This is a genomic window from Mesorhizobium sp. L-2-11, from assembly GCF_016756595.1.
Classification (GTDB): domain Bacteria; phylum Pseudomonadota; class Alphaproteobacteria; order Rhizobiales; family Rhizobiaceae; genus Mesorhizobium.
Genome location: NZ_AP023257.1, coordinates 5,298,349 through 5,311,607 on the forward strand (window position 1 = coordinate 5,298,349; position 13,259 = coordinate 5,311,607).

Annotated in this window: 9 protein-coding genes; 2 read left to right on the plus strand and 7 right to left on the minus strand. The window is 61.9% G+C overall.

What is annotated here, in order from left to right; all coding sequences use genetic code 11:
• Positions 1–72: 72 nt before the first annotated feature.
• Both JG739_RS25320 and JG739_RS36435 read right to left on the minus strand, forming a co-directional pair.
• Positions 73–1,665 (minus strand): peptide ABC transporter substrate-binding protein, encoded by a 1,593-nt coding sequence (locus JG739_RS25320; protein ID WP_202363902.1) that lies wholly within the window; start codon positions 1,663–1,665, stop codon positions 73–75.
• Positions 1,666–2,112: 447 nt separating this feature from the next.
• Complete coding sequence (locus JG739_RS36435; protein ID WP_446720514.1) at positions 2,113–2,373, minus strand: diguanylate cyclase domain-containing protein; 261 nt, start codon at positions 2,371–2,373, stop codon at positions 2,113–2,115.
• 430 nt (positions 2,374–2,803) lie between these two features.
• On the opposite strand from JG739_RS36435, the gene JG739_RS25330 reads away from it, so the two are divergent.
• Positions 2,804–3,238, plus strand: a complete 435-nt coding sequence (locus JG739_RS25330; protein WP_202367632.1) for a TadE/TadG family type IV pilus assembly protein — start codon at positions 2,804–2,806, stop codon at positions 3,236–3,238.
• Positions 3,239–5,023 carry a pilus assembly protein TadG-related protein gene (locus JG739_RS25335; protein ID WP_244749567.1) on the plus strand — a complete coding sequence of 595 codons (1,785 nt, stop codon included), beginning with the start codon at positions 3,239–3,241 and terminating at the stop codon, positions 5,021–5,023. It begins immediately after the preceding gene.
• A gap of 10 nt (positions 5,024–5,033) precedes the next feature.
• Here the strand turns inward: JG739_RS25335 and bglA are convergent, their stop codons facing one another.
• The 5 genes from bglA to glgC form a co-directional block, all read right to left on the minus strand.
• Positions 5,034–6,659, minus strand: a complete 1,626-nt coding sequence (gene bglA, locus JG739_RS25340; protein WP_202363903.1) for a beta-galactosidase BglA — start codon at positions 6,657–6,659, stop codon at positions 5,034–5,036.
• Positions 6,649–8,661, minus strand: a complete 2,013-nt coding sequence (gene glgX, locus JG739_RS25345) for a glycogen debranching protein GlgX (RefSeq protein WP_202363904.1) — start codon at positions 8,659–8,661, stop codon at positions 6,649–6,651. Before glgX ends, bglA begins: the two co-directional genes overlap by 11 nt.
• Before the next feature lie 229 nt (positions 8,662–8,890).
• Positions 8,891–10,519 carry an alpha-D-glucose phosphate-specific phosphoglucomutase gene (locus JG739_RS25350; protein WP_202363905.1) on the minus strand — a complete coding sequence of 543 codons (1,629 nt, stop codon included), beginning with the start codon at positions 10,517–10,519 and terminating at the stop codon, positions 8,891–8,893.
• A gap of 3 nt (positions 10,520–10,522) precedes the next feature.
• Positions 10,523–11,968, minus strand: coding sequence for a glycogen synthase GlgA (gene glgA, locus JG739_RS25355; protein WP_202363906.1), 1,446 nt, complete (start codon positions 11,966–11,968; stop codon positions 10,523–10,525).
• Positions 11,969–13,237, minus strand: coding sequence for a glucose-1-phosphate adenylyltransferase (gene glgC, locus JG739_RS25360; RefSeq protein ID WP_202363907.1), 1,269 nt, complete (start codon positions 13,235–13,237; stop codon positions 11,969–11,971).
• Positions 13,238–13,259 lie beyond the last annotated feature (22 nt).

Consider the following 13,259-nt stretch of genomic DNA (forward strand, 5'->3'; position numbering starts at 1 on the left):
GCGTTACAGCGCCCCTTGCGCGTCCCGAAGGACGCGCGGCGCTGTAAAGGGGCGGCAGTCCGGCCAAGGAAATCAGTCCTTGGAGATGAAGCGGGAGGGATGCACGTCCATAACGTTATCCTCGAAGCCATGAAGCTTCGGAGAAACGATATCCTTGTAGCTGTAGTAGAGAAGCGGGATGTTGCCGACCTCATCGACGAGGATGCGCTCAGCCTCGGCGAGTTCTTTCATGCGCTGTTCGGGCTTGCCGCCGGCGGCGGCCGCCTCGTCCATGGCCTTCTCGAATTCCGGGCTGTTGTAGCCCGAATAGTTGTTGCCGCTTGCCTTGCGGGAGATGCCGAGGAAGGTTTCCGGATCCTTGTAATCCGCAATCCAGCCGGCACGCGCCACGTCATAGTCGCCCTTCTGCTCAAGGAAGGAGTAGTGGGTCTTGGTGTCGGTGTTGAGCAGCGTGACTTCAACGCCGAGCGGCTTCAACTGCTCCTGGATGGCGACTGCAGTGTTCTTGTGGTTTTCCGACGTGTTGTAGCGGATTTCCATCTTCAGCGGGTTCTCGGGCGTGTAGCCAAGCTTCTCGAGCACCTTCTTGGCCTCATCCTCGCGGTCGATCTGGGACATGTCCGCATATTTGGCCATTGCCGGCGTATAGCCCTCAATGCCTGGAGGCACCATCGAATAGCCGGGCAGCATTGAGTTCTGCCAGACCTTTTCGGCAAGGAAATCGCGGTCGACCGCCATTGAGATGGCATTGCGCAGTTCGACGTTGTCCCACGGAGCCTTGTCGGTCTTGATCGCAAAATAGTAGGTGCCGAGATAAGGTCCAACGCGAATCTGATCGCCAAACTTGGCCTTGAGATCGGCGAGCTGCTCGGTCGGGAGGTCGTCATAGCTGTCGAGTTCGCCAGCCTCGAAGCGCTTTATCGCCGACGAACGATCTTCGGTCGGGATGTAGTTGACGACATCCAGCTTGACGCTCGCAGCATCCCAGAATTTCGGATTCTTGATCAGTTTGATGTGGTCATTGGGAACCCACTCCGCCAAGGTAAAGGGGCCGTTGGAGACCAGATTGCCCGGCTTGATCCAATCGGCGCCGAGCTTGTCAATGGACGCCTTGCTGACCGGATAGGTCGCTTGGTGGGTCAGCATTTCAAGGAAATAGGGCGTCGGCGCCTTCAGCGTCACTTCCAGAGTGTTGGCGTCGATTGCCTTGACGCCCATCTCCTCCGGCTTCGCCTTCTTGGTGTTCACCTCCTCGGCGTTCTTCACGGGATAGAGCATCGAGGCGTATTCGGCGCCGGTGGCCGGATCTTCCAGCCGATGGAAAGCGTAGACGAAGTCATCTGCCGTGACCGGGCTACCATCCGACCAGACACCGTCCTTGCGCAGCTTGAAGGTGTAGACAGTGCCGTCGTCCGATACCGTCCAGCTTTCGGCGGCGCCCGGGATGACGTTCGCCTTCTGGTCTTGCATGACCAGCCCCTGGAACAGGTCACGCAAAACAGCGGCTTCGTAGATCGTCGAGGTCTTGTGCGGGTCGAGCGACTCCGATTCGGCAGCGGTGCCTCGGTTGTAGACGACCTCGGCGAAGGCTGGCGTGTAGAACGTGCCAGCGGCCAAAGCCATGGTTGTGGCGAACACCGTCGCCTTCAGCATGTTTTTCAGCATGAAGTTCTCCCTGTCGAGGCGGCCCTTGCGCTGCGCCTCTTGAGTGTTGACGCCCCGAAACCGATTCGCTGGCCCTTAGAGCGCGCCGCCGGTTCCCTTTCCGGCAGCTGGTGGCCAAACAGTAACGTGGCGATTTTTTATTTCAACAGACTCGTGAGGTCACCCTAAGTAAGGCGCAGCCAAGCCACTTCGCGGCCGCCAGAACAGCAGTCGAAACCATGGACCGAGCCTTTTCAGCTTCTGCTGTCAATATTGCGGATGCTTTCGCTCTTGGCGGATCGCTGTTCGGTCAGGCCGGAACTCTCTTCGGCAAACGGGGCGATGGCGTGGATACCAATAATTGTGAGTCCAGCCTATGCGTAGCAATCGTGCCAGTCACGATCATGCGAATACCGGTCCGAACCCGGTGGTTGCGACGATGCAGTCGCGCCCCTTGTTCTTTGCCACCTAGAGATTCTGATCAGCGCGCAGCAGGATGTCGTTCAAGGTTTGGCCTGGTCCGTGCACGCAAATCCCGATGCTGACGGTGATTTCTCGATCCTCGATGCCGACTGCCCGTCTGACGCCGCGCATGTTCTGTCTGATGCGCTCGGCTATTTCCAATGTCTTGTCGCGGCCAGCTTCGACCAGGAACACAGCGAACTCCTCGCCGCCGATGCGCGCCGCCAAGTCGCTTTCCCGAATCGAGTTGCGAATAGCACTGCCCATCTCCTGGAGGACGGCATCACCGATGGCATGACCAAAGGTGTCGTTGATGCGTCGATGAACAGTACGGCGCCTTCCCTAAAGGCCTCGGAACCGACGATTGCCTCGGCCTCCTCAAGCCCACCAGCGACATCCTGCTACCCAGGTGGCGGTCCATGGGAACGACGGCTTGTCTGCAACGAGCAGGTCGCGCCGCTTTTGTTGAAGAAGTCGCGCATCGAAGCGGGGCGCATGGAATTGGTCCAGCTTCGTTCTCGCCGCTTCAAGCATTCGCTCCCGGCAGGAAATCTGTCGTCGATTCCATTTTGCCACAATGTCTTAAGCCGCCTTTAAGCAACCACGGGTTACATCTTTTGCGGGCTTCGGTATGTCCCGGTGGGCGAAGGACATGAACAGCAGAGAAACTAAGACCTTCTCCATACAACGGCGTAATATGCGCCAGTTAAGACGAAAATTGTGCCAGTTTAGCGAGCGGTCCGGAACTTCCGCGATTGAGTTCGCGCTGCTTTCGCCGATTTTTATCTTATTACTTCTCGGAATGGTTGCATATGGTATCTATTTTGGTGCAAGCCATTCGGTGCAGCAGATCGCAGCGGACGCCGCCCGCACGGCAATTGCCGGGCTGAACGAAGGTGAGCGCCAGGCGCTGGTGACCAGTTTCGTCACCAACAATGCCGGCGGATATCCCTTCGTCGAATCCAACAAGCTGACCTATCAGGCCAAGGACAGCACGGCCGATGGAAGCCAGTTCGTCGTGTCCATCCAATATGATGCCCGCAACCTGCCGGTCTGGAATCTGTTCCCGGCGCTGCCCATGCCTGGCACCACGATCTCACGCCAGTCGACAATCCGGGTCGGAGGCATCTGAATGTCGGAACCTTTGCTGGGGAGAATCAGCCGGGCCGCCCGCTCGATGCTCGGCGACCTCAAGGCGAACTTCGCCGTCATGACGGCGCTGTGCGCACCGTTCGCGCTGGCGCTGGCTGCTTTCGCCATTGATGAAGGCTCGATCTATGTGGAACGCCGGGAAGCCCAGGCAATGACCGATCTGGCGGCAATCACCGCCGCCTCCAACATCAACAACTTTGAAGCCGCGGTGGTCACCACGCTCGGCGACAACGGAATGCCGGGCATCGTTGTTCAGAAGGCAGGGCAGACGATCACCCCCGCCCTCGGAAAGACTATCGTTTCGGTCACCCCCGGCCGATATTCGGCAGAGTCGTCGCTCGGCGTCGACAAGCGCTTCGAGGCCGGCAAAACGCCCTACAACGCCGTCCATGTCGCGCTCAAAAAGATTCCTGCCCGCTACTTTGCGAGTTCCGTCATTCCTACGCCGGTGATCGGCACTGAAGCTACCGCCAGCGTTGCGCCGCAGGCGATGTTCTCGGTCGGGTCCAGGCTTCTCAGCGTCAATGGCGGCATCCTCAACGCTCTTCTCAGCAAGTTCCTGGGCGGCAACATCGCGCTCAGCGTCATGGACTACAACGCTCTGATCGCTGCCGACGTGAACCTGCTTTCGTTCATTGATGCCCTTGCCGTTGAGATGCAGCTGACAGGTGTCAGCTATTCGGAGGTGCTGGCTTCGAAAGCGACAGTGGGCCAGATAGCCACCGCCATGGCCAATGTTTCACCCGTTGGCAGCACCAGCAAGCTGGCTTTGCAGACAATCGCGTCAAGGACCACCAACACAGTCAAGATACCGCTCAATCATCTTGTCGATCTTGGATCGATGGGCCAGCTTGGCCTTGGGCAAAAGTCGCCCGGCTTTTCAGTCGACGCCAGCGCCATGGGCATGCTGACCACCGCCGCTGCACTGGCCAACGGCTCGAAGCAGGTCGAGCTCAATCTCGGAGCCACCATTCCGGGGCTTGCCTCCACCACGCTCGCCATTGCAGTCGGCGAACCTGCACAATTCTCGCCATGGCTGACAATCGGCGAGAAGGGCGCCGTGGTGCGCACGGCGCAGACGCGGATCAAGCTGGTGGCGTCCGTCGGCGGCGGCAATGCGAATCTCGGTGGCGGCATCAGCCTGCTGTCCGTCAAACTGCCGCTTCATGTCGAGGTGGCCTCTGCCGAAGCCAAGCTGACCGACATCAGCTGCCCGACGGGGCACCCCGACAGTTTGAAGGTTACCATTGCCGCTCGTCCGGGCCTTGCCTCGCTGCACCTTGGGGCCAGCGATGCCGATAGCAGCCCAAGCGCCTTCGCCGATTTCAGCAACCCACAATCATTTCAACCTGCCGAAATGGCGCAGGTCAGCGTGAAGCTTCTGTTTCTCACTCTCAACCTGATCGGGGTGAACGGTTCTGCGGCCGTTGAGATCGCCAACACCGATCCTACGATCTTGACCTTCAACAGCACCGACATCGCCAACAAGACGATAAAGACCGCTTCCACGAAAAACCTGGCGCAATCTCTCACCACGTCGCTGGTCAACAATCTGTCGCTTTCGGTCAGTGCGCTGGGCCTCGGACTTGATGTAACCGCCTTGCTCGGAACCGTGAAGCCGGCAGTGGTGGCGCTGCTGAACGGCGTGACGGCGCCTGTCGATGACCTGGTTTACAACGTGCTTGCGGCACTGGGCGTGCATGTCGGCGAGGCCGATGTCCGGGTCATGGGCGCGACTTGCGGGCGCGCCGTGCTTGTTCAATGAGTTGGAGAGGTCAGCCGGCTCGTCCGAGAAAGCAGCCCAAGGGCGGCAGCGACAGAATTTTTCCCTGCAAGGCGGCGCCAGCGCCAAGGTCGATTGTCTCTGCGACATCGATACCCTGCGGCAACGGCCAGTTGGCCGGCTCCTCGGCGAAGTTGAAAACGCACAGCAGCTTCTCGCCGCCGCCTTCGCGAATGAAGGCAAGCACTTCGCCCTCGGCATCGAGAAAGCGGATCGAACCTTGTACCAGCGCCGCATGCCGCTTGCGCAACGCCAGCATCGCCCGATAGCCGGCCAGAACTGACTTTTCCTCGCCGTTCTGGATATCGACTGCGCGGGCGCGATGGCTTTCCGGGATCGGAAGCCATGGCTTGCCGGTTGAAAAACCGGCATTGTTGGCGCCTTTCTCCCACACCATCGGCGTGCGGCAGCCATCCCTGCCCTTGAACCCCGGCCAGAAGCGGATGCCGTAGGGATCGCGCAGATCCTCGAACGCCAATTCCGCCTCCTCCAGCCCGAGTTCCTCACCCTGGTAGAGGCAGATCGATCCACGCAGGCAGGACAGCAGCGCGATGGAGAACTTCGCAGTCCTTTCCGGATCGCCGCCGGGCCTCGTCCAGCGCGTCACATGGCGAACGACATCGTGGTTGGAAAACGCCCAGCAGACCCAGCCGTCGGAGACAGCACTCTCGAACGCTTCGACGCATCCACGCACGTGTGCGGCCGAGAATTGCGGACCGAGCAGGTCGAAAGTGTAGCACATGTCGAGCTTGTCGCCGCCGCCGGTGTAGGCGGCTAGCGTCTGCAAGGAGCGGGCTTCGTCGCCGACCTCGCCGACAGCGGCGCGGCCCTCATATTCATCGAGCAGCGCCCGAAAACGTTTGAGGAAAGCGAGGTTTTCGGGCTGCGTCTTGTCGAACAAATGCTCCTGATAGAGGTAGGGATTGGTTTCGGTGTTGGTGCCTGCGACACTTGACGCCAGCGGCGGGTTGCTGCGCAGCCAGCGGTCATGGACATAGTAGTTGACCGTGTCGAGGCGAAACCCGTCGACGCCGCGCTCCAGCCAAAACCGCACCGTTTCCAGCAGGGCGTCCTGAACCTCCGGATTGTGGAAATTGAGATCCGGCTGCGAGGCGAGAAAATTGTGCATGTAATACTGCCTGCGGGTCGCGTCCCACTCCCAGGCGGGGCCGCCGAAAACCGACAGCCAGTTGTTGGGCGTGGTGCCATCTGGCTTCGGATCGGCCCAGACATACCAATCCGCCCTGGGATTATCGCGGCTCGCGCGGCTTTCGACGAACCATTCGTGCCGGTCGGACGAATGCGACAGAACCTGGTCGATAATGACTTTCAGCCCGAGACGGTGGGCCTCGGCGACCACTGCGTCGAAATCCTCTAATGTGCCGAACATCGGATCGACGGCTGTATAGTCGGAGACGTCGTAGCCCATATCGGCCATCGGCGACTTGAAGAAGGGCGACAGCCAGACGGCGTCGGCGCCGAGCGATGCGACATGAGCCAGCCTTGATGTGATACCACGCAGATCGCCACTGCCGTCCCCCGTCGTGTCCTGGAAGGAGCGCGGGTAGATCTGGTAGATGACGCAGCCGCGCCACCACTCGGCGTGGTCACTTGCCACTCGGGTTCTCCTTTATCCGAGCCTGCGCGGCTTCGTGTTCGATCATGAAGATCACCGTTCGCCCCGGCACCGGTCGTGAAATTCCGGCTGCGCCGTCCGTTGTCTCGATGGCTGGCTCCCAGCGAAATCCGTCGCGCTCCGGCAGCGTGAACATACAGGCCCGACGATCGCCATTGATAACAACGGCAAGGCGGCGATCATCGCTGCCGAGCATCAAGACCAGGCGGTGCCGCCCCGGATCGTGCCAGCCTGCCTCGTCGAGCGGCGTGCCGGTTTCAGTGAGCCAGACCACGTCCGGTTTTTCTGATCCAGGGGGCGGCTCTCCAGTCAGGAAGCGCGTGTCGGAAAGCGCCGGCACGGAACGACGCAACGTGGCGAGCAAAACGGCGTATTGTTCCAGCGCCTGATCGCGCCCGGCCCAGTCGAGCCAGGTGATCTCGTTGTCCTGCGCATAGGCGTTGTTGTTGCCCTTCTGGGTGCGGCCGAATTCGTCTCCGGCGGTCAGCATGATCGTGCCGCGTGAGGCAAACAGCGTGGCCAGCAGCGCACATCGGTCATCGAAACGTGCCGTAACGATCGCCCGGTCGCCGGTCTCGCCCTCGACGCCATTGTTCCAGGACAGGTTGTCGTCGTGGCCATCGCGGTTCTGCTCGCCATTGGCCTCATTGTGCTTGTGCTCGTAGGCAACAATGTCGGCCAGCGTCATGCCGTCATGCGCGGCGATGAAATTGACGCTGCGGCTCGTCTGCTGGCCTGGTTTGGCAAACACGTCGGACGAGCCGGCAAGCCGGGTGGCGAGCGCGCCGACCATGCCGCTATCGCCGCGCCAGAACCGGCGGAGGTCGTCGCGATATCTGTCGTTCCATTCGAGGAAGGGCGGCGGAAAATTGCCAAGCTGATAGCCGTCCGGGCCGATATCCCAAGGCTCGGCGACCAGCACCCGGTCGCCAAGGAGCGGATCATCCCGAATAGCCGTGAGCAATGGCGCAGCGGCGTCGAACGCACCATCGACCCGCCCCAGAATGGGGGCCAGGTCGAAGCGGAAACCGTCGACGCCGGCGTGGCAGACAAAGTGACGAAGCGTGTCGATGACCATTTCCCGGACGGCCGGATGATCACAAGCGACGGTGTTGCCGGTGCCGGTGTCGTTGATCAGGCTGCCGTCCGGCCGATGCCGGTAGTAGGCGCGGCTGTCGAGGCCGCGCAGCGACAGCGTCGGCCCAAGCCTGTCGCTTTCGCCGGTGTGGTTGAAGACAAGATCGAGGATGACGCCGATGCCGGCCTCACGCAGCGCGGCAACCGTCTGCTGCAATTCCGCCAGACCGCCGGGCGCGAGGCGCGGATCGAGCGCCATGAAGGTCACGGGATTGTAGCCCCAGGCATTGCGCAGCCCGAGCGGCGGCAAATGCCGCTCATCGATCGATGCCGTCACCGGCATCAGTTCGACCGCCCCGACCCCGAGTTTTTTCAGATGCTCGATGATGGCCGGATGGGCAAGCGCTGCAAGCTTCCCGCGCTGGTGCTTCGGGATGGCCGGATGCAGCATGGTGAAGGCGCGCACCGGCACTTCATAGATCAGGCCGCCGGGCTGGAACAGCGGCGGCAAGACAGGCACCGCTTGCGGCAAGGTTGCGGCAATAGCCTTTGGCAGCAGCGGCGCAGTGTCCGTGGCCTCGCCCCGGCGCGCGGCGAGCCTGCCGTCATAAACATAGGGCCTGTCGATTTCGACGGCATAGGGGTCGACCAGCAGCTTGTCGGGATCGAACCAAAGCCCTTGCTCGGGCGCATAGTCGCCATCGGCGCGAAGCCCGTATCGGGTGCCGGCGGCGAGGCCGGCAACGAAAAGCGCGTGAACGCCCTCGCCTTCCGGCTGGAGCTCGAGCCGGTCGATCTCCCGGGTTCCTTCATCGTCGAAGATCGAGACCCAGATGCGCCGAGCTGACGAGGACCATGCGGCGAAGCGAATGCCTTCGCAAGCGACGGTGGCGCCGAGCGGACTCATACGGCGTCTCCTTCTCCCCTTGTGGGAGAAGGTGGATCGGCGCGCAGCGCCGAGACGGATGAGGGGTGCTGGAAGCAACGAGGCATGGGCGATTTGAGCAAAGGTATGCGACAAGCTGGAACACCCCTCATCCGACCGAGCTTCGCTCGGCCACCTTCTCCCACAACAAGGAGAGAAGGGGGAGCCTCGCAACGCAGGCCGAATTCAGACGGCCGGCTGTCAACCAGCTTCAAGTAATCACGCTCGGCTTGGCGCGGCCGGTATGGCTGCGAATCCCGGCGATATCTTCGGCTGCCGCAATCAGGTCGGCAAGCGCCTCCTGCGTGTCAAGATCGTGCCTGGACTGGTCCGGTTCGTAGCGCTCGATATAGACGCGCAGCGTCGCCCCCGAGGTACCGGTGCCGGAGAGACGGAAGACGATGCGCGATCCGCCTTCGAACAGCACCCTGATGCCCTGGTTCCTGGCTATCGACCCGTCGACCGGGTCGTGATAGGCGAAATCGTCCGCGCTGGCGATCTTCATGCCGCGCACGCTGGTGCCGGGCAAGGAAGCGAGCTTGGTCCGCAATTCGTCGACCAGCGCATTGGCCCGGTCGGTCTCGACCTCCTCGTAGTCATGGCGTGAGTAGTAATTGCGGCCATAGGCGGCCCAGTGCTCGGTAACGATCTGCTTGGCGCTTTCGCCCCGGGCTGCGAGAATATTGAGCCACAAAAGCACGGCCCACAGCCCGTCCTTTTCGCGGACATGGTTGGAGCCGGTTCCGGCACTTTCCTCGCCGCAGATCGTCGCCATGTCGGCATCGAGCAGATTGCCGAAGAATTTCCAGCCGGTCGGCGTTTCATAGATGCCGATGCCGAGCTTTTCGGCGACGCGGTCGGCTGCACCACTGGTCGGCATCGAGCGGGCGATGCCTTTCAGGCCGGCCTTGTAGCCCGGCGCCAGATGAGCATTGGCGGCGAGCATAGCCACCGAATCCGACGGGGTGACGAAAATGCCCTTGCCGATGATCAGGTTGCGGTCGCCGTCGCCGTCGGAAGCGGCGCCGAAATCCGGCGCGTCCGGTCCCATCATCTCGTCATAGAGGTGCTTTGCGTGGACCAGGTTCGGGTCCGGGTGGTGGCCGCCGAAATCCGGCAGGGGGACGAAGTTGCGGGCGGTGCCTTTCGGCGCGCCGAGCCGGTTTTCCAGGATTTCCTTGGCATAGGGACCAGTCACGGCATGCATGGCGTCGAAGCGCATGCGGAAGCCTGACTTGAACAGCCCACGCAACGCATCGAAATCGAACAGGTTTTCCATCAGTTCGGCATAGTCGGCGACGGGGTCGATCACCTCGACGGTCATGCCGCCCGCCTCGACCGTACCGATCGTGTCGAGGTCGACTGTGCCGATATCGGCGATCTTGAAGCTCGAAATCACCTTGGTCTTGGCGAAGATCGCGTCGGTCAGCTTTTCCGGTGCCGGGCCGCCATTGCCGGCATTGTATTTGATGCCGAAATCCTCGTGCGGGCCGCCTGGATTGTGGCTGGCTGACAGGATGATGCCGCCGAAGGCCTTGTATTTGCGGATGACATGCGAAGCGGCCGGCGTCGACAGGATGCCGCCCTGCCCGACCATCACCTTGCCGAAACCGTTGGCCGCCGCCATGGCGACGGCCTTCTGGATGACCTCGCGGTTGTAAAAGCGGCCGTCGCCGCCGATCACCAGGGTCTTGCCCTCGAACCCGTCCAGCGCATCGAAAATCGACTGGATGAAGTTCTCGGCATAGTGCTCCTGCTGGAACACCGGCACTTTCTTGCGCAGCCCGGAGGTGCCGGGCTTCTGGTCTAGATAAGGTTTGGTGGCGACGGTGCGTATCATGCGTCAGACAGCCCTTTTCGAAAGCAGCAAGCGATAGAGTTCGAGGTATTTTTCTGCGCTTTTGTCCCACGAGACATCGGCCTTCATGCCTTGCCGCTGCATCGACGTCCAGATCGTGGGGTTGGCGTGCCCCGCGACCAGCCGGCGGATGGCGTGCAGCAAGGCGCCGGGATCGGCAGGTGCGAACTGGAAGCCGGTCGCCACACCTGCCGAAATCGCCGCTTCATTGGCGTCGATGACGGTGTCGGCAAGACCGCCGGTGCGGGCGACGACCGGCACGCAGCCATAGCGCAGGCCGTAAAGCTGCGTCAGTCCGCAAGGCTCGAAACGCGACGGGATGACGATTGCGTCACAGCCGCCCTGCATGGTGTGGGAAAGCGCCTCGTCATAACCGACGACGACGCCGATGCGACCGCGATGGCGGGCGGCGGCGGCCAGCAGCGCGCCTTCGAGGCCGGCGTCGCCGGACCCCAGGATCGCCAGGCGGGCACCCCTCGCAACAATCCCGTCGACGACCGTTGCCAGGATGTCCATTCCCTTCTGCCAGGTGAGCCGGCTGACCACGCAGACGATCGGACTGTCGTCGCGGTCAAGGTTGAATCGATCCTCGACGGCGGTCCGGTTGGGGTGCCGCGCCTTCAATGTCCTGGCCGTGTAGTTGGAAACCAGATGCTTGTCGGTTTCAGGGTTCCATATCTCGGTGTCGATGCCGTTGACGATGCCATAGAGATCGACGGACCGCATGTTGATGAGGCCATCGAGCCCCATGCCGAATTCCGGCGAGCGGATCTCCTGCGCATAGGTCGGGCTGACTGTGGTGATGGCCCAGGCGGCCTGCAGGCCAGCCTTGAGGAAACCGACGCCGCCATAATATTCGACGCCGTCGAGCGCCATGGCCGCCGCCGGCAAGCCGAGTTCGCCAAAGATGCCGGCGCCGAACTGGCCCTGGAAAGCGAGATTGTGAACGGTGATCATCGAGGGCGTGCCGACCGCCTTGCCGTAGCGCATATAGGCCAGCGTCATCGCCGATTGCCAGTCATGTGCATGGACGATGTCCGGCAGGTAGCCCGAGACCGCGCCGCCGGCGATGTCGCCGCCAACCTGGCTCAGGGCCGCGAAACGCCGCCAATTGTCCGGCCAGTCGGCGCCGGTGGCATTGCCATAGGGGCCGCCGGGGCGATCGAACAGGTGCGGTGCGTCGAGCACGAACAGGTCGAGCCCGGCGATCTGGACGGCATGGACCGAAGCCTTGCCGCCTTGCAGCAGCGGATAGTGGTGAACGGGTTTCTTCTTCTTGAAGGCATCCATGATCTGCGGATAGCCGGGAACAAGCGTGCGCATCGCCACGCCCTTGCCGGCGAGCGCGATGGGCAACGCGCCGGTCACGTCGGCAAGCCCGCCAGTCTTGATCAGAGGGAATATTTCGGGCGTGACCGACAGGACCTGCATTCACGACAATCCGAGTTTGTCGATCATGGCCTGCGTGACGAGGCAGATGCCCTTTTCGGAAACGCGGAAGCGCTTGGCGTCGAGGACGGGATCCTCGCCGACCACGAGGCCTTCGGGAATCCTGACGCCATGATCGATCACCACGCGCTTCAATCTCGCGCTGCGGCCGACCTGGCAGTCGGGCAGCATGACGACGTCCTCGAGCGTCGAATAGGAGTTGATGCGCGCGCCGGTGAAGATCAGGCTTCGCTTCAGCGAGGCGCCTGAGACGATGCAATCGCCCGAGACCAGCGAGGATACCGCCGAGCCACGGCGGCCATCCTCGTCATGCACGAACTTTGCCGGCGGCTTCAGCTCGGCATAGGTCCAGATCGGCCAGTCGCGGTCGTAGAGGTCGAGCTCGGGCGTGATGTCGGTGAGGTCGATATTGGCTTCCCAATAGGCGTCGACGGTCCCGACATCGCGCCAGTAGGCTTCGTTCTCGGCGGTCGAGCGCACGCAGGATTTGGCGAAGCGATGGGCGATCGCCTTCCCGTGTTCGACGACATAGGGGATGATGTCCTTGCCAAAGTCACGGCTCGAGCCCGGTTCGGCCGCGTCGCGGCGCAGCTGCTCCATCAGGAACTTGGTCTTGAACACGTAGATGCCCATCGACGCCAGGGCAAAATCCGGCTTGTCGGGAATGCCGGGCGGATCGGCGGGTTTCTCGATGAAGGAGATGATGGTGTCCTTCTTGTCGACATGCATGACGCCGAAGCCGGTCGCCTCCATGCGCGGCACTTCGAGGCAGCCGACGGTGACGTCGGCGCCGGCGTCGACATGCTGGCGAAGCATCAGCTCATAATCCATCTTGTAGACGTGATCGCCGGCCAGGATAACCATGTATTCGGGCCCGTAGGCCTCGATGATGTCGATGTTCTGGTAGACGGCATCGGCCGTCCCCTCATACCATTGCGTTTCCGATACGCGTTGGCTGGCCGGCAGGATGTCGAAGCTCTCGTTGCGCTCGGGCCGCAGGAAGTTCCAGCCGCGCTGCAGATGGCGGATCAGCGAGTGCGCCTTGTACTGAGTAGCAACGCCGAGGCGGCGGATACCGGAATTGAGCGCATTGGACAGCGCAAAATCGATGATGCGCGTCTTGCCGCCGAAATAGACCGCGGGCTTGGCGCGCCGGTCGGTCAATTCCTTGAGGCGGCTGCCACGGCCGCCGGCCAGAACATAGGCCATGGCATCGCGCGCCAGCGGCTGGGTCCGTGTTATCTCTGCCATTTTTATCCTCCCAAGTTACGCG

Bases quoted from the DNA above. Each gene is read 5' to 3' on its own strand.
- glgA (WP_202363906.1), bottom strand. From the start codon at position 11,968: ATGCAGGTCCTGTCGGTCACGCCCGAAATATTCCCTCTGATCAAGACT.
- JG739_RS25350 (WP_202363905.1), bottom strand. From the start codon at position 10,519: ATGATACGCACCGTCGCCACCAAACCTTATCTAGACCAGAAGCCCGGC.
- JG739_RS25320 (WP_202363902.1), bottom strand. From the start codon at position 1,665: ATGCTGAAAAACATGCTGAAGGCGACGGTGTTCGCCACAACCATGGCT.
- JG739_RS25330 (WP_202367632.1), top strand. From the start codon at position 2,804: ATGCGCCAGTTAAGACGAAAATTGTGCCAGTTTAGCGAGCGGTCCGGA.
- glgX (WP_202363904.1), bottom strand. From the start codon at position 8,661: ATGAGTCCGCTCGGCGCCACCGTCGCTTGCGAAGGCATTCGCTTCGCC.
- JG739_RS25335 (WP_244749567.1), top strand. From the start codon at position 3,239: ATGTCGGAACCTTTGCTGGGGAGAATCAGCCGGGCCGCCCGCTCGATG.
- JG739_RS36435 (WP_446720514.1), bottom strand. From the start codon at position 2,373: ATGGGCAGTGCTATTCGCAACTCGATTCGGGAAAGCGACTTGGCGGCG.
- glgC (WP_202363907.1), bottom strand. From the start codon at position 13,237: ATGGCAGAGATAACACGGACCCAGCCGCTGGCGCGCGATGCCATGGCC.